Origin of the sequence: Actinoplanes sp. NBRC 101535 (assembly GCF_030269225.1) — a bacterium.
GTDB classification, from domain to species: domain Bacteria; phylum Actinomycetota; class Actinomycetes; order Mycobacteriales; family Micromonosporaceae; genus Actinoplanes; species Actinoplanes rectilineatus.
In genome coordinates, this window is the sequence record NZ_BSSY01000007.1 from 253,134 (window position 1) to 278,264 (window position 25,131).

General features: G+C 69.1%; 18 protein-coding genes and 2 CRISPR repeat arrays. Of the genes, 12 read left to right on the plus strand and 6 right to left on the minus strand.

The genetic code is table 11. The features are described 5' to 3' along the window. Positions 1 to 13: 13 nt before the first annotated feature. The gene (locus tag QSK32_RS21405) at positions 14 to 3,034 is read left to right on the plus strand and encodes a toll/interleukin-1 receptor domain-containing protein (protein ID WP_285472904.1); all 3,021 of its coding nucleotides are present in this window, start codon (positions 14 to 16) and stop codon (positions 3,032 to 3,034) included. A gap of 68 nt (positions 3,035 to 3,102) precedes the next feature. Here QSK32_RS21405 and QSK32_RS21410 read toward each other — a convergent pair whose 3' ends face one another. From QSK32_RS21410 to QSK32_RS21425, 4 genes are read right to left on the minus strand one after another with little or no spacing between them, the layout of a single operon-like run. After that, positions 3,103 to 4,980, minus strand: coding sequence for a glycoside hydrolase family 127 protein (locus QSK32_RS21410; RefSeq protein ID WP_045744972.1), 1,878 nt, complete (start codon positions 4,978 to 4,980; stop codon positions 3,103 to 3,105). 6 nt (positions 4,981 to 4,986) lie between these two features. Continuing rightward, complete coding sequence (locus QSK32_RS21415; protein WP_045744973.1) at positions 4,987 to 5,784, minus strand: carbohydrate ABC transporter permease; 798 nt, start codon at positions 5,782 to 5,784, stop codon at positions 4,987 to 4,989. Continuing rightward, positions 5,781 to 6,590 (minus strand): carbohydrate ABC transporter permease, encoded by an 810-nt coding sequence (locus tag QSK32_RS21420; protein WP_285472905.1) that lies wholly within the window; start codon positions 6,588 to 6,590, stop codon positions 5,781 to 5,783. The genes QSK32_RS21415 and QSK32_RS21420 overlap by 4 nt, the downstream gene beginning before the upstream one ends. Continuing rightward, a complete protein-coding gene (locus tag QSK32_RS21425) occupies positions 6,587 to 7,837 on the minus strand; it encodes an ABC transporter substrate-binding protein (RefSeq protein WP_285472906.1) in 1,251 nt (416 codons plus the stop codon). The genes QSK32_RS21420 and QSK32_RS21425 overlap by 4 nt, the downstream gene beginning before the upstream one ends. A 133-nt stretch (positions 7,838 to 7,970) precedes the next feature. Here QSK32_RS21425 and QSK32_RS21430 point away from each other — a divergent pair, with 133 nt between their 5' ends. Continuing rightward, complete coding sequence (locus QSK32_RS21430; RefSeq protein ID WP_425394668.1) at positions 7,971 to 8,984, plus strand: LacI family DNA-binding transcriptional regulator; 1,014 nt, start codon at positions 7,971 to 7,973, stop codon at positions 8,982 to 8,984. 153 nt (positions 8,985 to 9,137) lie between these two features. Here QSK32_RS21430 and QSK32_RS21435 read toward each other — a convergent pair whose 3' ends face one another. Then, positions 9,138 to 9,752: an NAD(P)H-binding protein gene (locus QSK32_RS21435; RefSeq protein WP_285472907.1), complete on the minus strand. Its 615-nt coding sequence runs from the start codon at positions 9,750 to 9,752 to the stop codon at positions 9,138 to 9,140. 99 nt (positions 9,753 to 9,851) lie between these two features. Here QSK32_RS21435 and QSK32_RS21440 point away from each other — a divergent pair, with 99 nt between their 5' ends. From QSK32_RS21440 to cas2e, 9 genes are all read left to right on the plus strand, one after another. Next, the gene (locus QSK32_RS21440) at positions 9,852 to 10,763 is read left to right on the plus strand and encodes a LysR substrate-binding domain-containing protein (RefSeq protein WP_285472908.1); all 912 of its coding nucleotides are present in this window, start codon (positions 9,852 to 9,854) and stop codon (positions 10,761 to 10,763) included. Positions 10,764 to 10,768: 5 nt separating this feature from the next. Beyond that, a CRISPR array of direct repeats spans positions 10,769 to 12,504; the repeat unit is 28 nt; unit sequence GGAAGACCCCCGCGCGTGCGGGGACGAC. Positions 12,505 to 12,859: 355 nt separating this feature from the next. Next, on the plus strand, positions 12,860 to 15,637 hold the full coding sequence (gene cas3, locus QSK32_RS21445) for a CRISPR-associated helicase Cas3' (protein ID WP_285472909.1): 2,778 nt from the start codon (positions 12,860 to 12,862) through the stop codon (positions 15,635 to 15,637). Between the two features lie 22 nt (positions 15,638 to 15,659). Next, entirely contained in the window at positions 15,660 to 17,300 is a 1,641-nt protein-coding gene (gene casA / locus QSK32_RS21450) for a type I-E CRISPR-associated protein Cse1/CasA (RefSeq protein ID WP_285472910.1), read from the plus strand. Further along, complete coding sequence (gene casB / locus QSK32_RS21455; RefSeq protein ID WP_285472911.1) at positions 17,297 to 17,893, plus strand: type I-E CRISPR-associated protein Cse2/CasB; 597 nt, start codon at positions 17,297 to 17,299, stop codon at positions 17,891 to 17,893. The genes casA and casB overlap by 4 nt, the downstream gene beginning before the upstream one ends. Positions 17,894 to 17,896: 3 nt before the next feature. Further along, on the plus strand, positions 17,897 to 19,036 hold the full coding sequence (gene cas7e, locus QSK32_RS21460; protein ID WP_285472912.1) for a type I-E CRISPR-associated protein Cas7/Cse4/CasC: 1,140 nt from the start codon (positions 17,897 to 17,899) through the stop codon (positions 19,034 to 19,036). Beyond that, positions 19,033 to 19,803 carry a type I-E CRISPR-associated protein Cas5/CasD gene (gene cas5e / locus QSK32_RS21465; RefSeq protein WP_285472913.1) on the plus strand — a complete coding sequence of 257 codons (771 nt, stop codon included), beginning with the start codon at positions 19,033 to 19,035 and terminating at the stop codon, positions 19,801 to 19,803. The genes cas7e and cas5e overlap by 4 nt, the downstream gene beginning before the upstream one ends. Positions 19,804 to 19,813: 10 nt before the next feature. Then, entirely contained in the window at positions 19,814 to 20,536 is a 723-nt protein-coding gene (cas6e, locus tag QSK32_RS21470) for a type I-E CRISPR-associated protein Cas6/Cse3/CasE (RefSeq protein WP_285472914.1), read from the plus strand. After that, positions 20,536 to 21,531, plus strand: coding sequence for a type I-E CRISPR-associated endonuclease Cas1e (cas1e, locus tag QSK32_RS21475; protein WP_285472915.1), 996 nt, complete (start codon positions 20,536 to 20,538; stop codon positions 21,529 to 21,531). Before cas6e ends, cas1e begins: the two co-directional genes overlap by 1 nt. Beyond that, complete coding sequence (cas2e, locus tag QSK32_RS21480; protein WP_285472916.1) at positions 21,528 to 21,806, plus strand: type I-E CRISPR-associated endoribonuclease Cas2e; 279 nt, start codon at positions 21,528 to 21,530, stop codon at positions 21,804 to 21,806. The genes cas1e and cas2e overlap by 4 nt, the downstream gene beginning before the upstream one ends. An 18-nt stretch (positions 21,807 to 21,824) precedes the next feature. Continuing rightward, a CRISPR array of direct repeats spans positions 21,825 to 22,763; the repeat unit is 28 nt; unit sequence GTCGTCCCCGCACGCGCGGGGGTCTTCC. A 710-nt stretch (positions 22,764 to 23,473) separates the two neighbouring features. Here the strand turns inward: cas2e and QSK32_RS21485 are convergent. Further along, positions 23,474 to 24,031, minus strand: coding sequence for a dihydrofolate reductase family protein (locus QSK32_RS21485; protein ID WP_285472917.1), 558 nt, complete (start codon positions 24,029 to 24,031; stop codon positions 23,474 to 23,476). 272 nt (positions 24,032 to 24,303) lie between these two features. Here QSK32_RS21485 and QSK32_RS21490 point away from each other — a divergent pair, with 272 nt between their 5' ends. Next, positions 24,304 to 25,128, plus strand: a complete 825-nt coding sequence (locus tag QSK32_RS21490) for a transporter substrate-binding domain-containing protein (protein ID WP_285472918.1) — start codon at positions 24,304 to 24,306, stop codon at positions 25,126 to 25,128. Positions 25,129 to 25,131 lie beyond the last annotated feature (3 nt).

Here is a 25,131-nt window from a genome sequence, read left to right on the forward strand (position 1 = left end):
CTAGCCTGGGCCTGTGGCGAGAGGATACGACGCTTTCATCTCGTACGCTCGGGTGCCGGACGCCGGTGCGGCCGAGGAACTCCGGCGCGGGTTGCACGGGTTCGCCCGGCCCTGGTTCCGGATGCGGGCCCTGCGCGTGTTCCTGGACGCCGCGAGCCTGTCCGCGTCACCTGACCTGGAACGTGACCTGCAGCGCTGCCTCGACCGGTCCCGGTTCCTGATCGTGCTGGCCTCACCCGCGTCGGCCCGGTCCCGGTGGGTGGCCAAGGAGATCGAGTACTGGCTGGCGACCCGGTCGCCGGACCACATCGTGCTGGTGCGCACCGGCGGCACGCTGCACTGGGCGGACGGGCGTTTCACCGCCTCGGACGCGGTGTCACCGGCGCTCGCCGGCGCGTTCCCGGCCGAGCCGACCTATCTGGACGCCCCGGCCGGGATGAGCCCCGACGTCATCGCCAAGATCTCTGCACGGGTACGCGGCCGCGACGTCGACGAGCTTTACGGCGAGGACGTCCGCGAACACCGCAAAGCCGTCCGGATCCGTCGCGTGGCGATCGCGCTGCTGACCACGCTCGCCGTGGTCGCCTCGGTGACCGCCGTCCTCGCCGTGCGGCGATCCCGGGAGGCGAGTTCCCGGCAGCTCGCCGCCCAGTCGGTCCAGTTGCGGCCGTCCCGGCTCGACCTGGCGCTGCTGCTCGCCGTCCGGGCCGTCGCGCTGGCGCCGACCGACGAGGCCCGGGGCGGCCTGCTCGGCGCGGTACTCGAGTCCGGCCGGGGCGTCCGGCGGTTCCTGCGCGCCCCCGGTGACCGGTCCGCGCCGTTCGACCTGCGGGTCCTGGCGGTCAGCGCGGCCGGGCAGTGGGTCGCCGGTGCGCACTGCCCGGCCGCGAACAACGGGCCCGGCGACGCCGGATCGACGGACGGGCGGATCTTCGTGTGGCCGGTCACCGGCGGCGACGGGACACCGATCGTGCTACCCGCGGCGGAGGGCGACACGAACGTCTGCGAGCTGGCCTTCGGCCCGGACGGGCGGTTCCTGCTGGCCCGCGACGCATCGGGCCGGGTCCGGTTGTGGGAGCCGCAGGCCGGCACCGGGCGGATCGTCGCCGAGGCGGTCGAGGACGAGTCGGAGACGGCCCTGATCGACGGTGCCTTCGCTGTTCGCCGGGCCGGTGCGGTGGTCTTCCTGGATCCGCGGACCGGCGCCGATCTTGCGACCGTGCCCGGTGTCGCTGCGGTGACCGGGGGTGGCCGCGTGGTGGTGATCGGGGCGGACGGCCGGCTGCGGATCCGGGACGGGGCGCGGCTGGTGACCGGGCCGGCGTTGGGGATCGATGCCGAGCGGGGTGCTGTGACCAGTGCGGACGGTCGCCGGGTCGGGCTGTTCGCCGCGGGCCGGGCGGTGGTGGCCGACACCGCGACGGGCCGCGCAGCCGCCGGATACCCGACCGCTGCGGTCGCGATGGCACTGAGCCCGCGCGGCGACCGGATCGCCCTGGCCGAGTCCGGCGGCCGGGTGGTCGTGCACGGCGGCGGCCCGGACCGGGACGTCCGCGTGCCGGTGCCCGCCGGGATGACGGTCGGGCAGGTGGTGTTCAGCCCGTCCGGAAAGCTGATCTCGGTCACCGCGGGCGGCGGTGCGGAGAATCTGACCGTACGGTTCCTGCTCGACGCCGCCACCGGAGCCCTGCGGAAGGTCCACTGGACGCCGTGGGCACGATTCTCGACCGACGAGTCGGCCCTGATCGGATGGGGCGACACCGGGATCACCTCGGAACGCCTGACCCGGCCGGTGCCCGACGAGGTGATCTCCAGCAGTGTCGGCGGCACGGCCGCATCACCCGACGGCCGTCGCCTGGCGCTCGGCACCGCGGACGGCGTCCTTCTGTGGGACCTTGACGAGCCGGGGGAGCGGCCCGCCCTGCTGCCGGGGTCGGTGGGTGGGGCGTACGCGGTGGCGTTCGACGGCACGGGTGAGCTCCTGGTCGCGGTGGGCGCGGGCGGCACCCCGACGGTCTGGCAGGTGGACCGCACCGGGCCACCGTTCCGCCTCGGCGCGGTTCCGGAGCTCCCCGGAGCGTCGAGTCCGATCCTGATCAACGACGGCGCTGCCGCTGCCGCGATGACCGCGGACGGGACGGCGGTCGCCTGGGACACCACCACCGGACGGGAGCAGTGGCGCCTCCCCCTGCCGGGTGCGGCGGGCGCCACCGGGATCACGGTCGCCCGGGACGGCACGCGCATCGCCGTGTCGCACAGTTCGTTCGGCCGCAGCGGGCTCGATCACCGCACCGGCACCTACGCGGCCGAAATCCCGGCCCGGCTGGTGACCGACCTGCCCGGCGAGGTGATGGCGAGCAGCGACGGCCGGGTGCTGGTCGGCGTGGACGGCCGGACGAACGAGGAGGCCGTCGTGTACCGCGGCGACGGCACCCGGATCCGGAGCTTCCGGCTGGACGCGCTGCCCCGCCCGTACCCGCTGTCCACGGTGCTCAGCCCGGACGGCCGGATGCTGGCCGCCTCCGACCACCTGACCGGGCTGGCCGTCTACGGCACCTCCGACGGCCGGGTCCGGATCCGCTGCCCCGCCCTCTTCGGCCCGTCGGTGACCGGCGGCGGGTCGATGCGGTTCACCCCGGACGGCACCCGCCTGGCGGTCAGCGGCCAGGACGGCCAGCTCCACCTCGTCGACACCACGGTCGGCACGTGCACGGAGGTGGCGGCCGCCCGGCTCTCCGGTGATGTCGCCACCTTCAGCCACGACGGTAGGACTCTGGTGACCACGGACGGCGAGATCGTCGCGGCGGACACCCTGGCCGTGCTCGGCACCGACCCGGACCCGTACGGCGAATACGCGTTCAGCGCCGACGACCGCCACCTGATCCACCTCGACGGCGAGGGCGCCACCCGCCGGATCCCGGTCGCCGACGACGCTCTCACCTCAGCCGCGTGCGCTGCCGTGGGCCGCGGCCTGACCGAAACCGAATGGCGGCGCTTCGCCGTCCCCGGCGCCTTCCACGCAGGCTGCCGCTGAGCTCCTGCCGGGTGCGGTGGGTCGTGGGGCGCGCCCCCGCCCCCGGAAGCGCGCGCCCACGACCCGGTTCAGTGGTCCAGCGGCAGCCAGACGCGCATGGTGGACGGTCCGCGCGCGGCCCAGTCGTGGTAAGGCCGCAGCGTCACCGACGTTGTGTCAGCATTTTTCGGGAGATGGTCGGTGGAGTACGGCCACGGCGAGTCGTCCAGGGACACCACCGAGCAGGTCGCCACCACCGCGCCCCCGTCCTCGGTGAGCGGCACGGAGGGGTCCAGCCGCAGGGCGTCCAGCGGCACTGACGGCGGCAGGTCCACCGACTCCACGCAGTAGACGACCGGCCCCCGCTCGACCGCCACGCACCCCCGCACCGCGTCCACCCGCGGGTCCGCCGTCGTCAGCCGCGGCCCCACCGGCAGCTCCAGGACGATCGTCGACCCGACCGTGAAGTCGCGCCGCACCGCGACGACGCCCGGGGACACCGGCTCGCCGTCGAGCAGGGCGCCCGACGCCCACCGCGGCACCCGCAGGGACAGCGTCCACGGGCGGCGTGGTGTTTCGCAGATCCGTATCAGGATCCGTCCGCGCGACGGGTAGTCCGTTTCGATCTCCACGCCGACGGGGGCGCCGTCCGGCAGGGTCGTGCTGATCGTCGCCGCCGTGTATTGGTGGATCTGCAGGCCCTCGTCGTCGGTGGTGGCGACGTAGGCGGCCAGGCTGGCGAAGGTCCGCGCCAGGTTCGTCGGGCAGCACGACACCGAGAACCACGGGGCCCGCAACGTCGACGACGCTCGTGGCACGATCGCGTCGGCCGGGGGTTCGGCGCCGAGGACCCGCTGGTGCAGCGTGTTGGTGTAGAAGAAGCGGGTCCCGTCGTCGGACGGCGACGTCGCGACCACGTTGAACAGGACCCGCTCGATCAGGTCGGCGCAGGCGGCGTCGCCACCGGCGAGCAGCAGACGCCAGGCCAGCATGATGGAGCCGACGCCGGCGCAGGTCTCCGAGTACGCCCGGTCCGGCGGCAGCACGAAGTCGTCGCCGAACGCCTCGTCCTGGTGGCGGGCGCCGATCCCGCCGGTGAGGTAGGTGCGCCGGGACACCGTGGCACGCCACTGCCGGGTCACCGCCGCGAGCAGGTCGTCGTCGCCGGTCTCGACGGCCACGTCCACCGCCCCGGACGCGAGGTAGACCGCCCGGACCGCGTGCCCGCGCAGCACCGTCGCGTCCCGGACCGGAGTGTCGTCCTGAAAGTAGGCCCGGCCGAACTCGATGTCGTCGAGCACCTGGTGGCCGCGCCGTTCGACGAACAGCCGGGCCTGCTCACGGTACCGTTCGTCGCCGGTGACCCGGTACAGCTCCACCAGTGCCGGCTCGATCTCGGCGTGCCCGCAGACTGAGGCGATGCCGTCCGGCCCGAATGTGTCACAGACGTGGTCGGCGGCCCGGATCGCCACCTCGACCAGGTCGTCGCGGCCGAACGTCCGGGCCCGTGCCACCGCCGCCTGGATCAGGTGGCCGTAGCAGTAGAGCTCGTGCCCCCACTCCAGGTCGGAGTAGCGCGGCTGCTGCCCGGGGCGCCCGAAGTTGGTGTTCAGGTAGCCGTCGGTGAGTTGGGCGGCCGCGACCTGCCCCGCCACCTCACGGAACATCGCGTCCACCCCGGGATCACCGGTGCGGCCGTGTTCCCAGGCCAGCGCCTCGAGGAACTTGTAGACCTCGCTGTCGGAGAACTCCCGGCCACGGCGCTCTTCCGGCGTACACGAGAAATTGCCGAGCCAACCGGAGAGGCCGAGCCAATGTCTGATGTGGGGAAGGGAATTGGCGCTGTTGACGTCCTGGCGGCGCTGCCAGAAGCCGGGGCGTAACGTCACCTCGCGCAGGCCGAGCGGGCGGAGACGTCCGCGGCTCGGTGCCGCGGGACCGCCGAACTTGTCGAAAACCGTCGTCACGTGTGATCAACCTTTGAGAGCGCCGGACATGAACCCGCGGACGTAGTGCCGCTGGAGGGCGAGGAACAGCAGGACGCACGGCAGGGCCAGCACGACCACGCCGGCCTCGGTCGCGCCGTAGTCGACGATGCCCATCACCTGCTGGCGCATGTTGGCGACGGCGAGTGGCAGGGGCGCCTTGTCGGAGTCGCTGATCAGCACCAGCGGGGTGATGAAGTCGTTCCAAGCGGCCAGGAACGCGAACAGGCCGACGGTGATCAGTCCCGGTCGTACGGCCGGGACGAGGATGTGCCGCAGTGCCCGGAACGATCCGCAGCCGTCGATCAGGGCGGCCTCGCGCATCTCGGCGGGGATCGCCTCGAACGAGATCCGCATCATGAACGTCGCGAACGGCAGCTGGAACATCGCCAGCACCAGTGCCAGGCCGAGCAGGGAGTTCTGCAGGCCGAGCTGGTTGAGCAGCACGTAGAGCGGGATGAGCAGCGTCGCGTAGGGGACCATCAGGATGGCCAGGACCAGTAGGAACAGGACGTTGCGGCCGGGGAACCGGAACATCGCGAAGGCGTAGCCGCCGAGGACCGCGGTGACCAGCGTGAACAGGACGGTCAGCAGGGCGACGACGGTGGAGTTGAGCAGGTATTGCCCGATGCCGGCCTGGTAGGCGGCCAGGGTCCGGTAGTTGCCGAGACCCCAGCCGTCGACCTGCGCGGTGCCGGCCTGCGGGCTGACCGAGGCGACCGCGGCCCAGCCCAGCGGGAAGAGGAAGAGGACGGCCAGCGCACCGGCCAGGGTGTTACGGGTCATGCCTTCTCCCGGAGCCCGCGGAACTGCACGATGTTGACTGCCAGCAGGACCAACAGCACCAGGATGGACAGTGCGGCGGCCCGGCCCAGGTCGTTCTGCCCGCCGAACGCCATCGTGTAGACGAGCTGCACGATGGTGATGGTGCTGTTGTCCGGGCCGCCCTTGGTCAGGATGTAGAACTGGTCGAACGCGAGCATCGACCCGGTGACGCAGAGGATCGTGCACAGGGCCAGCGACGGGCGCAGCAGCGGCAGGGTGATGTGCCGGAACGTCTGCCGCCGGTCCGCGCCGTCCAGCCGGGCCGCCTCGTAGACGTCGCCGCCGATGCCCTGCAGGCCGACCAGCAGCAGGAGCATGTAGAAGCCGGCGAACCGCCAGACGACCAGTCCGACCGTCGACCACAGCGCCCGGCCCGGCGTGCCGAGGACGCCCGGCAGGTGCGAGTAGAGCGCGTAGAACAGCAGGGACGCCGACGCCAGCCCGAGCGCGCCGGGCACCAGGAACGACGTCCGCAGGAAGCCGGTCCACCGGTTCGACTCCTGCACCAGCAGTGCCAGTCCGAGCGCCAGTCCGAGCAGGATGACGGTGGTGACCACGGTGTACTTCACGGTGAACCACACCGCCGGCCAGAACAGCCGGTCGTCGATCGCCGAGGTGAAGTTCGCCGGCACGTTGACGCCGCGGTCTCCGGCGAACAGCCCCCAGTCGGAGATCGACATCCGGCCGACGAGCAGGATCGGGACGACGAAGAAGACGCCGACGAACAGGGCGGTCGGTGTGGCGTAGGCCCAGCCGCCCCGGTTCACCGGCCGAGTACCGCGGTGACCGCGTCGTTGTCGCTCTCCAGGGCGGCCGGATCGCCGTAGACCTGGTTGCGGAACAGGGTCACCCACGGGCTGCCCGGCGCGTTGAACGCCTGCTGGAAGTTGACCGCGAACGGGGTCCGGCTCTGCGGTGCCGCGGCGACCTGGTCGACCGGGTTCGCCGGGTCGGCGAGATCGGTCCGGGCCACCGTGCTCTTGCCGGCGGCGAGGACGTCCTTCTGTGCCGCCTCCGAGGTGAGCCAGGCCAGGAAGTTCCAGGCCTGGTCGCCCTTCGCCGAGTCCTTGGAGATGCCGATGCCGTCGCCGCCGAGGAACGTGGCGCCGCCGCCGGTGGCCCCGGGGATCGGCCCGACACCGACGTCCACGGTCTTGGACGCGGTGGGCAGCAGCGTCGCCGGATAGGGCATCACGCCGATCTTGCCCTCCTGGAACGCGGCGACCCAGGTGGCGCCGGTCTCGTCCTTCGAGCCGGGCGCGATCGCCCCGGCGGCCTGCAGGTCGCGCCATGTGGCGTACACCTTCTGGGCAGCCGGGCCGTCCAGCAGCGACTCGGTGCCGTCGGCGTTCATCACGTCCTCGCCGCTGGCCCAGATCATCGGGAACCAGGTGAAGACGCCGCAGCCGCCGCAGTTGCCGCCGAAGTAGGTGCCGTAGGTGTCCGGCTTTCCCAGCTTCTGTACGGCCTGCGCCTGCGCCTTGAACTCGTCGAGCGTGGTCGGGCCCTTCTCCGGGTCGAGGCCGGCCTCCCGGTAGAGGTCCTTGTTCCAGAACATCACCGACAGGTCCAGAACGAACGGCAGGACGTACTTCTTCCCCTCGTACGTGCCGGCGTCGATGTGGCCTTTATTGATCTTGTCGGAGTAGGGGAGCAGACCGATCCGCTCGCTCAGATCACCGAACAGTCCGGCCTTCGTCCAGTTCGGCACGTAGACGATGTCCGCCGCGAACAGGTCCGGCAGGTCGCCGCTGCCGGCCGCCGCACCCACCTTCGCCACATAGTCGTCGTTGGGCACGATGGTCAGCTTCACCTGGTTCTTGTGGGATTTGTTGTACGCCTCGACCAGGGCGTTCGCCTGCAGTTCGAGCGGGGCCCGGGTCCACAGGGTCAGTTCGGAGCCGTCGTCGGTGCCCTCGGCGGTGACCGGGCCGGTCGACGCCGGACCGGTCGGCCCCGAGCTGCAGGCCGCCAGCAGCGCGGTGACGGCGAGAGCTGCTATACGTATCCGCACAGTGTTCCTCCACGTTGTGTCGTTTCGGACGTATGTTTCGGAGTTGGCATGGCGTGGACTAAGCTGAGCGCTGGAAAAGCGGGTTTCGGAGAGCCGAAAACGTTTTCAGAAACGTAAACCTGGGGTGATTTTCTTGTCAAGCGGCCGCCCGGTCACCCTGCGCGACGTCGCCCGCCTCGCCGGCGTCTCCGTCGCCACCGCCTCCAAGGCCCTCAACGGACAACCACAGGTCAAAGCGGAGACCCGCGCCCGTGTCGTCCTCGCCGCCGAGCAACTCTCGTTCTCGCCGAACACCCTGGCCCAGGGCCTGATCACCCAGCGCAGCGGCACCGTCGGCCTGCTCACCTCCGACCTGGAGGGACGCTTCTCCATCCCGATCCTGATGGGCGCCGAGGACGCATTCGGATCCGACCAGACCTCGGTCTTCCTCTGCGACGCCCGCGGTGACGCCATCCGGGAGAAACACCACCTGCGGGCCCTGCTCACCCGCCGCGTCGACGGCCTCATCGTGGTCGGCGCCCGCCCCGACACCCGCCCCTCCCTCGGCCGCGACCTGCCGGTCCCGGTCGTCTACGCGTACGCCCCGTCCGACGACCCGGACGATCTGTCCCTGGTCACCGACAACGTCGGCGGCGGACGCCTGGCCGTGGACCACCTGATCCGCTGCGGTCGCCGCCGCATCGCCCACATCACCGGCGACCCCGGCTACGGCGCCGCCCACGACCGCGCCCGCGGCGCCCGGGACCGCCTCGCCGAGGAGAACCTGGAGCTGGCCGGCGGCGAGGTGTGGTTCGGCATGTGGTCCGAGGCGTGGGGCCGCGGCGCCACCCGCATGCTTCTCGAACGCTGCCCCGACGTCGACGCGATCTTCGCCGGCTCCGACGAGATCGCCCGCGGCGTCCTGGACGTCCTGCACGAGGAGCGCATCCCGGTGCCGTCCCGGGTCGCCGTGATCGGCTTCGACAACTGGAACATCCTGGCGGCCAACGCCCGCCCGCCGCTGACCACCGTCGACCTCAACCTGGAACAGCTGGGCCGCACCGCCGCGCAGCGCCTGGCCGCCGCGATGGAGGGGCATCCGGCATCCGGCCTGGAGACCCTGCCGGTCCGGCTGGTCACCCGCGAATCGACCGCGCCGATCTCCTGAGCCGGGCATCGAGTGACGGCGGTCGCCGGCGGGGCCTCGCCCCGCCGCGTATGACGATCGAGACGCGACGGTCGGCCGCCGGCGCCACCCTGCTGGTTCTGCTGGCGGTTCTCGGCGGGGCGTCGGGTCGCACCTGGTCCCGTAGGCTGCCTCTCAGCGGCGCTTGACCAGGTGCAAGCCTTCCTGGTCGCCGGTGGCGGCGTCGAGCATCAGACGGGCGACCGCGGCACGGGCGGCGCCGGTCGGCCAGAACGTGCCGCGGACCTGCGCCACCGGCACCAGCGTCAGGGCCGGATCGTCGGTGCTGCCCAGCAGCGGTCCCACGTGGACGACGACGCCTCTGGCGTCGAGGATGGCAGCGTCGGCGCGCTCTTTGGCGTCGATCTCCGGGCCGAGTCCGACCTTCAACATGGTACGCGTGAAAGCACTCGTGGTAGCGGCACTGGCCCCGGTGCCGGCCGCCCCGAGCCAGACGATCCGCTTCGGACCAGCAGCGACGACCGCCCGGGCGCCGGCGACCAGGGTCTCGGCTTCGGACCGTGAGCGCGGGCCGAGCCCGGAGACCAGCGTGTCGCCCGGCCCGACGGCGGCCGCGACGCTCGCCGCGTCGTGCACGTCGGCGCGGACGACGGTGAGCCGCTCGTGCCCGGGGAGCGCCGCCGTGGCCGGGTCGCGGACCAGTGCCCGCACCTCGAATCCTCGGGCCAGGGCCTGGTCGACGAGGTGGCGGCCGGTGCCGCCGGTGGCGCCGAGTACGACGATCGTCACGATGGTTCCTCTCCGTTGTGCTGAGCGCCGTCGACGCTACGGAGAGATCGGACATGACTCCAATGCATCTTTGGCAATAATGGCATTACCATCGTTTATGTGGATCTGAACCTGCTGACCGGCCTCGACGCGCTGCTCGAACACCGCAGCGTCCAGGGCGCCGCGGCGCAACTGCACCTCACCCAACCCGCCGTCAGCCGCATCCTTGCCCGGCTGCGCGCCAGCACCGGCGACGAGATCCTGGTCCGCAACGGCCGCCACATGGTGCCGACCGCCCGCGCGCTGGAGCTTCGCGACGAGGTCCGCGACCTGGTCACCCGAGCCGGCGCGGTCCTCACCCCGGCCCGCGACCTCGACCTGACCACCCTGTCACGGGTGTTCACCGTCCGGCTGCACGACTCGTTCCTCGCCGCCCTCGGCCCGCCGCTGGTGCGGGCGGTTGTCGACGCCGCCCCCGGGGTGGTGCTGCGCCTGGTCGGGGAGGATCAGGGGGAGAGCAGGGAACTGTCGCGCGGCGCCGTGGACGTGACCGTCGGCTGTGTCCCGGCCTCGGAGTCGGCTTCGATCGTCACCCGTACCCTCGGCACGGATCCCATGGTCCTGATCGTCGCCGAGGGGCATCCCGCCGACGTGGCGCAGCCGACCGCCGAGCAGCTGGCCGGGGCGCTGTTCGTCGACGTGTCCCGCGACGAGGGCACCACCGGCCCGATCGACCGCCTGCTCGCCGAGCGGGGCCTGAGCCGCCGGGTCGTCGCGACCGTGCCCACCGTGGCCGCCGCCATCGCGATCGCCGCCACCGGCGTCGCGGTCACGGTCCTGCCACAGCGGCTGCGCGACCCGATGCCGGCCCGGTTGCGGTCGCGGCCGTTGCCGTTCCCGCTGACCACCCCGCCGGCCACGGTCAGCTGGCATCGCCGGCATGCGGGCGACCCGGCCCACACATGGCTCCGAGACCTGACCACCAAACTGGTCGCCGCCATCCTGGGCCCGGCCAAGCCACCCACCGAGTGACCGGCCGGAAAACCCCGCGCGTGCGGGGACGACACCACGGTGTCCTGGCTGGCCGCGCACCACCGGGGAAGACCCCCGCGCGTGCGGGGGCGACGTGTCGACTCAGCCGGTCGGGCCGGGGATCGCGGGAAGACCCCCGCGCGTGCGGGGACGACCTGGGACTCGGCCTGATCGTGCATCAGGCCGGAGGAAGACCCCCGCGCGTGCGGGGACGACACGAACAGCGGGGACTCCCAGCGCTCCAGGTTGGGAAGACCCCCGCGCGTGCGGGGACGACGGCCCACCCCAGATCGTCCTGGTCGTCGACGAGGGAAGACCCCCGCGCGTGCGGGGACGACGAACTCCCGGCCGCGGCGCGGACCCTGGAGGGGGGGAAGACCCCCGCGCGTGCGGGGACGACGCATCGAGGTGGTCACGCTGCTGTTCGCCCGGAGGAAGACCCCCGCGCGTGCGGGGACGACTCGATCCGCACACCCGGTTGTGATCAATGTATGGGAAGACCCCCGCGCGTGCGGGGACGACTGGCGCTGACCGTGGTTGGCGTGGCCACGTGGCGGAAGACCCCCGCGCGTGCGGGGACGACGCTGCCCGTCGTGTTGGCCTTGTCCGGGTTGAGGGAAGACCCCCGCCCGTGTGGGGACGACAACACGTCGGCGGTCTGCATGCCGCGGCGGGCGGGAAGACCCCCGCGCGTGCGGGGACGACGCGGTTGGCCACGCTGAGCGCGGAGTCGAACGGGGAAGACCCCCGCGCGTGCGGGGACGACGTAGCCGACGACGTCGTCGGGTCGCAGGATGCGGGAAGACCCCCGCGCGTGCGGGGACGACTGGTGATGGAGGTCCGGCGTCAGTTCCGCGAGTGGAAGACCCCCGCGCGTGCGGGGACGACGTGGGGATGGCGTTGCAGCGGTTCGGTTCGCCGGGAAGACCCCGCGCGTGCGGGGACGACCGGTGGGGCCGATGCGTGCGCCGTCGATGATGAGGAAGACCCCCGCGCGTGCGGGGACGACTGACCCGGAGGTGAGCGGTGCGCACCGTCGGAGGGAAGACCCCCGCGCGTGCGGGGACGACGTGCGGACGTAGGTGCGGATGCTGTCGACGTGGGGAAGACCCCCGCGCGTGCGGGGACGACCCGGTCCAGGCGGTTTAGGCGACGTCTGCGCCCGGAAGACCCCCGCGCGTGCGGGGACGACACCGGTGCCTGCCCGCAGTGCCCGCGCCTGCTGGGAAGACCCCCGCGCGTGCGGGGACGACGCAGGCGTGGCGGGCCGAGGACCCCACCGAGTGGGAAGACCCCCGCGCGTGCGGGGACGACGTCCCCGGGCCGGATCCGGTTCTCGTCCTCGTAGGAAGACCCCCGCGCGTGCGGGGACGACGCCCGGCCCGCCCACGCCATCGGGCACCGGCACGGAAGACCCCCGCGCGTGCGGGGACGACACCATCACCGATGCGCGCGGCAACAACCTGGTGGGAAGACCCCCGCGCGTGCGGGGACGACGTCGTTGAGGATGCGGGCCAGCCGCTCCGGGCGGGAAGACCCCCGCGCGTGCGGGGACGACGCCGTCGCCCACAGCCCCGGGCCGACGACGAGGGGAAGACCCCCGCGCGTGCGGGGACGACGTAGTGGGTGCGGGCGCCGCTGCGGGTGGTGACGGAAGACCCCCGCGCGTGCGGGGACGACGCGTCCGCGGACGGCGGCCCCCGGAAGCTGATGGGAAGACCCCCGCGCGTGCGGGGACGACACCAGCATCAGCTCTACACGGTGGGCATCGAGAGGAAGACCCCCGCGTGCGGGGACGACCCTTGTTGACCTGTGGTTCTTCGGGAGCCGGTGGCTAAAAATCATCACTCCGTTTGGGACGTTACCACCGTGTTGCTGCGGACCAGCTTCTGGTGGTCATCGACTTCAAGATCTATCAATCTGAGCAAGATCGTATTGGCATCTGCCACGGTGGAAAGACTTTTGTTGGATGTAGTTCTTGTGGGGGAAACGGTGCAGGTGGATGGGTTGCCGTGGCATGAGGAAAGAGATCAAATTCAAGGGTTCGGTGTGGATCGTACTGAAAGTTGTCGGTCCCTCTGGCTAGTGTGCCCGCCATGAGTGAGCAAGAGATCCCGGCCTGGCTACGGCTTTGGGGGAAGTCTGACGCTGGCGGGTGCCCAAATCTCCTGCTGCAGCATCTGTTTGATACCGCTGCCGTTGCTGAGTTGATCTGGGACGACTACCTATCCCTGAGCATTCGTTCTCAGCTTGATGCTTGCTGTGCTGGACGAGGAAGGCTTCTCTTCGCTCTGATTGCAGGCCTTCATGATATTGGCAAGGCGACTCCTGCGTTTCAATCCAAGAGCGAGCTACTTGCCGGCAGGGTTCGCAGGGCTGGATTGACGTGGGGGACTCTGCGCTCCGGGGATCGTCGATGGCATCACACGTTGGCGGGTGTGGTGATCGTTGAACGTACCCTGGCAGATCGTGGTTGGTCTTGGAGTTCGATCGCTTGGATCGCGCCTCTGATCTCCGGCCATCATGGCGTTGTTCCCGAAGTCGGCACCTATCGGCAGGTGAGCCGCGAAGGCCACGGGAAATCGGGTGCCTGGGCGGCGGCGCAAGCTGCGGTCGTCGCTGCGGTTACCGATGGGCTCGACCTGGATCTGCGCGCTATGGAGCCTGATGTCGTTCCGTCCAGGGCCGTCCAATTGGCGCTTTCCGGGGCTGTGATCATGGCGGACTGGATTGCCAGCGGCGGCTGTTTTCCGGGAATTGAGGACCCGTGGCAGGTCAGTGTGGTTGTCGCGCGCGATCGGGCGCGTCTCGCCTGGGAGAAGCTCCGCATCTCCGGTGGTTGGCGTCATTTGTCGATCACTCCGGAAATCGATCTGATGAAACAGCGGTTCAACCAGCGTGCACGCCCGGTTCAGGAGCTGGCGATCGATACTGCGTGGGCGATGCCTGCCCCGGGGTTGCTTCTGGTCGAGGCTCCGATGGGAGAGGGGAAGACCGAGCTGGCGCTGGCCGCCGCGGAAGTTCTGGCGTTTCGGTTCGGGTGTGACGGCGTCTTCCTCGGCATGCCCACCCAGGCCACCAGCGATGCCATTTTCGATCGCTCTGCTGCGTGGGCCGATCGGGTCGATCCGGGTGTTCCGCTGGCTCTGCTTCACGGCAAGCGGCGATTCAACTCCCGGTGGTGGGAACTTGAGGAAGCCAGCCGAGCGGCAGACGTCCACGACACCGACGAATTCGGGTGCCTCGACAACTTCGGTGCGGCTTCCGACGGCAACTCGGCTGGGCCGGTTCTTTCCTCATGGTTCTTCGGCCCGAAGCTGGGGCTCTTGATGCGGTCTTCCGCCGGCACCATCGACCAGTTGCTGTACGCGGCGACCCGTACCCGGCATGTGATGTTGCGTCATCTCGGCCTTTCGGGTCGGGTGGTGATCCTGGACGAGGTGCACGCCTATGACGTGTACATGATGCAGTTCCTCGGCGAGGCTCTGCGCTGGCTTGCAGACGCCGGTGTACCTGTCATCCTGCTCTCCGCGACGCTTCCCCCGCCTGTTCGGTCGGACCTTGCCGAGGCGTACCTCCAAGGCGCTGTACGGCGTCGAGCCGTCGAGATTCCGGAGAGCTGGAATCGGGATGCGGGCTATCCGGTCGTCCGCGCCCTGACTGTTGAAAGCGGCACCGCCTCGGCGGCGTCGCACGCGACTCAGGGATGGCGAGAGTCCATACCTGTCGCGTTGGAAGTCCTTGATGAGAGTGCGACCGCACTTGACGACCTGGCGGAGCTGTTGGCCGGGAAGCTGGTCGGCGGCGGTTGCGTGCTCGTCGTCCGCAATACGGTTGCTCGCGCCCAGGACACCTTCACTCATCTGGCAGCGCGGTTCGGCGATGTTATGCCGGTGACGCTTCTCCACTCATCGATTGTTATGGGCGATCGTGCTGACCGGACCGCGGAGGTGCTGTCCCTGCTTGGACCCGGCCACGACGCGGCTCCGCGGCAGCCCATGATCGCGGTCGCTACTCAGCTCGCTGAGCAGTCCTTCGACGTCGATGCAGACCTCCTCGTGACCGACCTTGCGCCCATCGACCTGTTGTTGCAGCGCATTGGTCGGTTGCACCGGCACCACCGGCTGCACCGTCCCGGGGCAATGCGACCAGCGACCGTGATCGTGACGGGTCTGACGCGTGGCAGTGGTGCCCCAGGATTTCCCGCCGGAAGCGAACACGTCTACTGCCGCTATCCGCTGCTGCGTGCCGCTGCTCTCGCCGAGGAGACGGTTGCCGACTCGGGTACTTGGCTCGTGCCAATGCAGGTTCCTGAATTGGTCAGACGTGGCTACAGCGAGGAGGAACTCGGCACCGAATCATGGCAGAAGGACATGGAGTCAGCTCGAGTGAAGTTCGACGAGGAGAAGAAAAGGCGTGCTGGGAATGCCGAGGAATTCATTCTGTCCGGCGAGGAGAATCTGAACCGCAAGGACCTGTCCGGACTGCACAACATGCGTGCCCGGGACCCGGAGGGCGATGAGGACCAGGTCCAGGCCCTGGTACGCGACGGAGAGGACACGGTGGAGGTGATCCTGGTCCGTCGAGGGGACGACGGGCGCTACACCCTCGACGGTGAGTGGTTGGGAAGCGCAGACACCCGAGTCAGCGACCCGAGTATCACCGAATCGCTGCTGCGCTCGTCGCTGCGGTTGCCCGCCAGGTTCACCAAGGACGCGATCAAGGAGTTGCGGCCCCTCATCGAAAGCGGTGGCGACCCGTGGTTGTGCCGAACCCGGGTGCTTGAACTTGATCAGGACCTGCGGGTCGTGCTCGGTGACCGGCGACTGCGTTACGACACGGACCTCGGCCTCCGAGACGAGACACACCGGTGAGCCGAGATCGAACGGGGAGATCATGAACGGGTTCAACCTTGCAGTCGATCCATGGGTTCCGGTCTTGGACGGGCAGGGCGTTATCGAGGTTTCGCTCACGACGTGCCTTACCGCGGCGCAGCGATTTGCAGGGTTGGCCCTGGATGCTCCGCTGGAGACGGTCGCGTTGTTTCGCCAGGTTGTGCTGCCTGCCTACATCGATGCGGTCTTTCAGGAACCCGGCTGTCCGCCTCCCGCCGACGCGGACCAATGGGCTGAGCTGTGGGCGACCGAGTCGCTGGATGTGTGGCCGTCCTGGTACGCGGGCAGCGACACCGCAGATCCTCCCATCACCAGCTATCTGCAGCGTCAGCATGACCGTTTCGAGGTGTTCGGCGACTCGCCATTCGCCCAGGTCGGTGGCCTGCGTACGTCCAGTGGGGCAACCAAGCCGGTCTCGTTGTTGATGGCCTCCATTGCTACCGGCAACAGCGTTCCGTTGTTCTCGGCGCGTACCGATGATGATCCGCCGGCCCTATCGCCTGCCGCAGCCATCCGGGCCGTTCTCTCCGCTCACTGCTGGGACACTGCCGGCATCAAATCCGGCGCCGTCGGGGACCCGCAGGTGAAGGCGGGCAAGACCACCGGGAACCAGACAGGCCCGGCGGGCGCGATCGGCGCGGTCATTCCGCTGGGCCGGACGCTTAAGGAGACGATTCTGCTGCACCTGAGGTGCAGCAGCGATGCGGATCCGGCCGACCGGCCGCAGTGGAGACGTGCCGATACGGGTGAGGCCGGGCCGAAGTGGAAGACCCGGGCCACGTCTGGCCTGCTTGACCTACTCACATGGCAGGGGCGCAGGATCCGGTTGATACCGGAGCAGGACGACGGCGGGATCCGCGTCCGGCAGGTGGTGCTGTGCGCCGGCGACCGGCTGGACGGTGGCACCCCGCAGATCGAACCGCATTGCGCCTGGCGAATGTCGAAGCAGACCAAACGACAGATACCGGTTCGGCACACGGCCGGGCGCGCGGCCTGGCGCGGCATGCTGCCGATGTTGGCGGCGAGTGGCCGCGCCACCACGCATGGGTCGAGTAGCCGCACGTTGGTCCATGTTCGGGAGATGCAGTACAGCGGTGCGCTGCCCGCCGACTATCCGCTGCGAGTGCTCTGCGTCGGGCTTGTCTACGGCACGCAGAACGCCGTGGTCGAAGACATCGTCACCGATCTGCTGCCGATGCCGATGGCGGCGCTCGACGACAGCGGCGAGGCATATCAGCTCGTCGAGGAGATCGTTCAGCAGGCGGAGGAATTGCGGCAGGCCGTCAACCGGCTCAGCGATGATCTGCGAGCTGCCGCAGGCGGCGACCGGCTGCCCTGGGAACGCGGACAACGCGTCGGCGACCGGATGATGCATGCCTTCGACCGCCCTGCCCGGCAGGCACTCAATGCTTTGCAGAATGACCCGGCCGAAGCGGAGGCGATCCGTAACGACTGGATTCGTACCGCGCGCGGCATCGTGTGGAAGACCGCGGAACCCGTGCTTTCCGGTGCCGCGCCTCAGTCATTTCTGGGCCGGGCAGAAAAGAACCAGCCACGGCAACGGGCCGCGACCGCCGAACGATGGTTTCGCATCGCAGTGACCAAGACTCTCGGGCAGCCGGACGGAGAGGTAGCAGGATGACCGAGCCAACGAACCCGGCCCGTTACTACTGGACACGGCACACGGACGGCGCCGGGCGGTGGCACCTCACCGGTCCCGGCCAAGGGATGCCGCCCGGTGCCGACCTCGCCAAGCTCAAGCGCGGACTTGGCCGACGGGCCGGTGAGGTTCCGGAGATGTGGCGTTTCTACACGACCCTCAACCATGAAGGTGACGAAACATCACAGTTTGTCGCCGAGCATCACGCCCTTACGCTCTTCGCCCTGCACCAGCAATCCCAGGCGCGGCCGATGCACCGCGAGGGAATCGGCTTGGGAACCGCGGTCCGCAACCTGCGATCCGAGCATGCGGGCGACGACGATCCCATCGATCGGCGGCTCGGTGCGGCCGCCACCGCCACCAGCCGCACCGAATTGGTGCTCCACCTGCGCGGGTTGATCACTCTGCTGCGCGGGATCAACCGGCCTCTGGATTACACCCTCCTGTACAAGCAGATCCTCACCTGGGACCGGCCCGAAATGGCTGCGCGAACTCGCCGGCGGTGGGGCTCCGAGTATTTCGTCGGCCACGCCGGCGGGAAGCCGTCCGCAGCGTCCTCCAGAAGAGAAGGATAGCCAGTGAACCAGCCGCTCTACGTCGATGTGCACATCATCCAGTCGCTGCCGCCGTCCAACGTCAACCGTGACGATGCGGGAAGTCCCAAACAGGCGGTGTACGGCGGCGCGCGACGAGCACGTGTCTCGTCGCAGGCCTGGAAACGTGCGACCAGGAAGGCGTTCGCCGACCGGCTCGGCCTGCCGGACGAGAAACTTGGCACCCGAACCAAGCGGATCGGACGTGAACTCGGCGAGCGGATCGCAGCCCGTACCGGCCTTTCCGCTGAGGACAGCCGGCGACTGTCCGTCGCCATGCTCGGCCAGCTTGGTCTCACCGCGAGCAAGAAGAAGGCGGAGGAGAGCTCCTACCTGCTGTTCTACGGCCACCACCAGTTGGACCGTATCGTGGACCTGGTTGCCGACCGGGCGATGGAACTGGTGGCGCTTCCCGATGATGCTCTCGACAAGGCCGTAGCCGACAAGAACCTCGCCATCCTGCCGATTCTGGCCAGCGGGCATCCGATCGATGTGGCCCTTTTCGGACGAATGGTCGCCGATCTGCCCAGTCTCAACGTCGACGCTGCCACCCAGGTCGCGCACGCGATCAGCACCCATGCAGCGGAGATCGAATTCGACTACTACACCGCTGTCGATGACGCCAACCACGACGACAACGGCGCCGGGATGATCGGCACTGTCGAGTTCACCTCCGCCACCCTCTACCGTTTCGCCACAGTCGGTGTGCACCAGCTCGTGGAGAATCTCGACGGCGACCAGGACGCTGCGCAAGCCGCCCTGACCGCATTCCTCGAAGCATTCGCCTATTCGGTGCCGAGCGGACACCAGAACAGCTTTGCGCACCAGGCTCTTCCTCAGCTGATGAGCGTCGCCGTTCGCCGAGACCAGCCCGTCAACTTGGTTTCCGCCTTCGAGAAACCGGTCTACTCCCGAACGGGCCAGGCGGCCGAATCGATCAAGCGGCTTGACAAGGAACTCCTCCGCGCTGCCGAGACATGGGGCATCAACCCGGTGGCCGTGGCCTCGGTCTACCACCAGGATGTTCTGCCGGAACCGGAGAAGCTCGGACCCGCGTTCACCTTCAGCGGACTTCTCACCGCGGTGCAGGAGACGGTATCCGCCCAGTGGGCCGGTCCCCGGTGACCGCGGCACCGGAGTCGCACTGCCTGGTCCTCCGTCTTGCGGCACCGCTGCAGTCCTGGGGCGGACCCAGCCCCTTCAACCGTCGCGACACCATGCCCGAACCCACAAAGAGCGGCATCATCGGACTGCTTGCCGCCGCCCAGGGGCGTCGTAGGCAGGACCCGATCGAAGATCTGCTCGGCCTCAGCCTCGGCGTACGGACCGACCGTGCCGGCACGCTCCTGCGGGATTACCACACCGCGAGCAACCTGGACGGAAGCCCACTGCCATCGGCGCAGACCAACAACCGCGGCCGGCAGAAAAGCACATCCCCCGCCAAGAACACCTATGTCACCACCCGGTTCTACCTGCAGGACGCTGTATTCGTGGCAGCGATACTCGGGCCGCACCCTCTGATTTGCGATCTACGAAATGCTTTGGCCACGCCGCTTTTTCCCTTGGCTCTCGGCCGACGTTCCTGTCCGCCGACTCAGCCCCTGCTTCTCCCGTATCCCGGATCGCAAGGGCCATTCTGGCCCGGCAGTCTGATCGAGGTTCTGCAGACCGTTCCCCGGGAAGGCGGGCGGCGAGGAGGTGGCCAGCCGCTGCCGGCAACCATCGACGATGTTACCGGCGACGAGGTGCGCTCCGACCTTCCCCGCAGTTTCGATCCGTTGCATCGGAGCTATGCCACCAGGACCGTCCGCCATATATGGGTCAATCCGCCGGCGCCGACCGATGGCGGTCCCGCGCCCGATGAACACAGCCCGTTCGCCTTCATGGAATAGCGAGCCCGCCATGCCTTATCTATCACGCATCTGGCTCAATCCACTGCGCACCGAAACACAGGCCTATCTGCGTAACCCGAGGGCGGTGCATGCCGCCACCCTCGGCGGATTCAGCGAACCGGCCCCTGACGAGCGAGTCCTGTGGCGCCTGGAAAGTGCCCCCGGTACCGAACACCGCCTTCAATTGGTGGTTCTCACCCGGCACCGGCCTTCCTGGCAGCACATCGTAGACAGGGCCGGCTGGCCGGACAGCGAGGAACCGCAGATCCTCGTCATGCCCTACGAAGCCGTCCTCGCCGCCGTCGCTGTTGGCCGAGAGTTCTCCTTCCGGCTCAAAGCCAACACCGTCGGCTCGGCCAGAAACCCCGACAAACCCTCCGTCGAGCAGAAAGAACGCCTCGCCCGTGACCGGCCGCGCGGAGTCCGAGTGCCGCACCGCACCGCCGCCCATCAATGGAAATGGCTCACGACCCGGCTCGACAAGTGGGGCTTCGAGCCGGTTGTGGACGACCAAGGTATTCCGGCCGTACAGCTGAGCTCCCGGGACCGGGTCAGCTTTCGCAAAGGGGGCGGTGACCAGGTTGTTCTGCAAACCGCGACCTTCAACGGTCTCGTCCGCATCACCGATCCCGAAGCCGCGCGAAGCGCCCTCCTGAACGGAGTCGGACCGGGAAAGGCGTACGGGATGGGGCTCATCACGATTGCGCCCCCTCGGCCGAGAAGCGGCACCTGATGTGGTGGCTGGCCAACCCCCAAGACCTGCACCGGGTCAGCGATCGACTGTCCACGATCTATATTGAGCGATGTCACGTCGATCGGGCTGACAACGCCATCGTGCTGGTCAATCGGGAACGAACCATTCGCGTTCCCGCCGCCATGATCGCCAGTGTGCTCCTCGGGCCGGGCACTCGGATCACCCATGCCGCTGCCGCCCTTCTCGCGGACTCCGGGACCACCATCTGCTGGGTCGGCGAGCATGGCGTACGCCTTTACGCCAGCGGTCTCGGCCCCACCCGCGGTGCCACCCTCATCCATCGCCAGGCGTACCTCGTCACCCGAACCCCGCAACGGCTCGCCGTCGCCCGAACCATGTACGCGAAACGGTTTCCCGGCGAAGACGTGAACGGTCTGAACATGCAGCAGCTTCGGGGGAGGGAAGGCGCTCGCGTCAAGAAGATCTATCGGCACCATTCCCTGCGCACGAACGTTCCTTGGAACGGTCGCCAGTACAAACCCGGCGAGCCGTTCGAGGCAGGCGACGACGTCAACCGTCTGCTGTCCGCAGGCCACGCCTGCCTGTACGCGATCTGCCACGCCGCGATCGTCGGGATTGGTGCCAGCCCCGCCCTCGGCTTCGTCCACACCGGCGGCGCTACCTCGTTCGTCCTCGACATCGCCGACCTCTACAAAGCCGACTACACCATTCCCCTGGCGTTCGACCTGGCCGCCGCCGGGCACACCGACGAACGCAGAATTCGCCTGGCGTTTCGCGACAAGGTTGCTGACGGGAAGCTCATGTCGCGGGTGGTCAAAGACGTCAAGGAACTTTTGCTCGACACCTCGGAGGACACCCCCGAAGCGGACGCCAACCTGCTCTGGGATGAACAGGCCGGCGCGGTGCCCGGCGGCGTCAACTGGGCCGGTGACTACGCCGACGACTTCGATGACAGCGCCTATGTGGGCGTCACCGGGCCTGAAATCGACGAATCGCAGCAGGTGGACTGGTGACCGTCGTCGTGCTCATTGCCGCTGCCGAAGGGCTCCGCGGCCACCTGACTCGGTGGATGGTTGAGATCGCGGCAGGAGTGTTCGTCGGCAATCCCAGTTCTCGGGTTCGTGACCGTCTCTGGAACCTGCTCAGCGATCGGATCCACGACGGCCAGGTCATCATGATCGAGCCGGCACACAACGAGCAAGGTTGGACAGTGCGAACCGCGGGCCGAGATCGTTTGCACCCCACCGATCTCGACGGACTGATTCTGATGGCACGATCACGGCGATAAAACCGCAGTTCAGCAAGCGTCGTCCCCGCACGCGCGGGGGTCTTCTAGCTCCAGCCGGAGAGGTGGGAGGGGGTGAACTCGTCGTCCCCGCACGCGCGGGGGTCTTCTTCTCCTTCGTCGGCGGTCAGACCGTCTGACCAGTCGTCCCCGCACGCGCGGGGGTCTTCCGTATCAGGGGTGATACACGCCAGGTCAGAGGTGGTCGTCCCCGCACGCGCGGGGGTCTTCCGGCCGCCGGCACGCCGTATGGGGCGACTGGGTCGTCGTCCCCGTACGCGCGGGGGTCTTCCGGTCCTCAACGGCCTGTGGACCGCCTTCGGTGGGTCGTCCCCGCACGCGCGGGGGTCTTCCGCCTGCTCCAGGGCGGCCCGCTCGGAGGCGTCGGTCGTCCCCGCACGCGCGGGGGTCTTCCCCCGAGGAGACACCCATGACCGACCAGACGCCCGTCGTCCCCGCACGCGCGGGGGTCTTCCTCCTGCCTGGCCGGTTCCGGCGCCTCAGCAAGGGTCGTCCCCGCACGCGCGGGGGTCTTCCCCGAGTGGATGCGGGTGGCCGCGGACATCAACCGTCGTCCCCGCACGCGCGGGGGTCTTCCCGTGCGTGACGCCCTGGCCCGCCTCGAGGAGAAGTCGTCCCCGCACGCGCGGGGGTCTTCCCTGGCCCGCACCATGGACTGCCCCCGCTGCGACGTCGTTCCCGCACGCGCGGGGGTCTTCCATCGTGGTGACCCGCGCCCACGGCACCTGGGACGTCGTCCCCGCACGCGCGGGGGTCTTCCCTCGACCTGATCGCGCCGGGCCGCTCTCGGGCCGCCGTCCCCGCACGCGCGGGGGTCTTCCCGGAACGTGGACCAAACCCGCAGGGGTGAAGGCGTCGTCCCCGCACGCGCGGGATCCCCCCGGGTAGGGGTGCCCGGCCACTCGTCCGTGGTCGTCCCCGCACGCGCGGGGGTCTTCCGCTCAACGGCGCCACACTGTTCCCCACCGCGGCGTCGTCCCCCCGCACGCGCGGAGGTCTTCCCTCCTCCAGAGCGCGAACACCGTGGCCGGCGTGCGTAGTCGTCCCCGTACGCGCGGGGTGTCCTTATGGGCTCTGTCGAGCAGCGAGGACCGACGTTGTTGACGGTCGGTGCTGGTGTGGGGTTCGGGCGCTGAGCAAGGTGTGCGGACGTCGAAGCGGTTGGCGGGCGAGGAGGGTGAGTGCGGGCGCCGCACCGAGTTCCGGCCGCTAGACACCTAATCGCAGTCAGGGTCTGCCTCTGTGGTGATTTCGGGCGCTCAGCGCGCCCGTATTCACCACACCCACAACAGCGTGGTGATTTCGGGCGTCCAGCGCGCCCGTAATCACCACACCACCAGGGGTGTGGTGAATTGGGGCGTCCAGCGCGCCCGAAGTCACCACGCGGATGGGCTTCGCACCCTGACCACGAAACGTGTCTAGGCTGGAAACTCGTGGTAGCCATTCGCCGAAGCCGTTCGGTCGGGGAACGGTCCTGATGTCCCGGTCGAACGAGGCCGGTCTCGACGATGTGCCGCAGGCCGTCGATCGGTTTTCGGGTCGGCGTACGAAAGGAAGGTCATGATGTCATGGTTTCGTGGGGTTGGTCCGGTCGGCAACTCGCCTCCTTCCGGCCGGTGAGCTGGTCCTTTGCGGCCTTGCTCAGGTAATCAGCGCGCGCGGCGGTAGTGCATGGCGACCGCGCCGTTGCTGAGTGGCCGTGCGGCGATCAGCTCGAGCCGACGGGTGCTGGGCAGGCCGCCCTGGTACAGCTTCGGGCCGTGGCCGGTGATCATCGGGTGGATGAGCAGCTGGTACTCGTCGATCAGGTCGAGACGGTCGAGCTCCGTCGCCAGTGTGCCGCTGCCGAGCAGGACCCCGGCCGGGGTGGCGTCCTTGAGCTTCTGCACGGCCTCGCGCAGGTCGCCGGTGACGTGGTGGCTGTTGGTCCACGGGAAGTCGGTGCGGGTCGACGACACCACGTACTTCGGTTTCGCCTCCAGGGCGACCGCCCACTCGCGGATGGCCGGCGGCGCGTCCACGTCGCCGCGGGCGACGGCCGGCCAGTAGCCTTCCATCATCTCGTAGGTGATCCGGCCCCACAGCATCGCGCCGCCCTCGTGCAGGAGCCGGGTGAAGTGGGCGTGCGTCTCGTCGTCGGCGATGCCCTCCTGGTGGTCGACGCAACCGTCCAGGGTGACGTTGAGGCTGAAGGTGAGGACTCCCATGGCCGCCGACTTTAACGGCCGCCCCGGCGGAGACCTTGCCGATCGGGGAGACCCGCCGCGCCGTGTCGGCGTAGAAGGTGCTCTTCGGAGCGCCCTCGCCGGACGGGCAGGAGCCGCCCATGAGTCCCCGGCCGCCGGTCAGCCCGGGTGTGCCGGCTGGCCGGCCGAGGCCGCCCGGGGGCGTTCCGGCCATGGCGGGATCAGCACGTCGACAGCCGTGGATTAGCCTGTGATAACCCACTGCGGGTGTGGGTTATCACAGGGAGTGACATATGAACATGCGGGGCATTCATAGAGCGACCGGACTGGCAGCCGCCACGATTCTGGCGGTCAGCGGCGTGGCGGGCTGTGCCAAGGAGGACACCAGCGTCACCACCGACACCGGGGTGAAGCTGATCAAGGCGGGGGCGCTGACCACGTGCACCCACCTGCCGTACGCGCCGTTCCAGTCCAAGGACACCAGCGGCAAGGTCGTCGGCTTCGACGTGGCGCTGATCGACCTGGTCGCCACCAAGCTCAGCGTCACCCAGGAGATCGTCGACACGCCGTTCGAGGGCATCAAGTCGGGTTCCGACCTGAACGCGGGCAAGTGTGACGTGGCCGCGGCCGGCATGACCATCACCGACGAGCGCAAGAAGGTGCTCGACTTCGCCGACCCGTACTTCGACGCCACCCAGGCGCTTGCGGTCGTACCCGGCAAGGAGGTCAAGACCCTCGAGGAGCTCGCCGGCAAGCGGGTCGGCACGCAGGGCGGCACCACCGGCGAGGACTACGTCAAGGGCCAGGTCGCGGAGAAGAAGCTCGACATCACCGTCGTCTCCTACAAGGACCTCGCCGCGCTGCAGCAGGCGCTGACCACCAACCAGGTCGACGCCGCCGTCAACGACCTGCCGGTCTGGAACGAGTACATCAAGGCCAACCCCGGCAAGGTAGCCGTCGCCACCGGCTTCGACACCGGTGAGCAGTACGGTTTCGCCGTCAAGAAGGGCAACACCGAGCTGCTGAAGGCGATCAACGAGGCGCTCACCGCGGCCCGTTCCGACGGCACGTACGACAAGATCTACGCGGAATGGATCGGCGAGAAGCCGGCCAGCTGATCC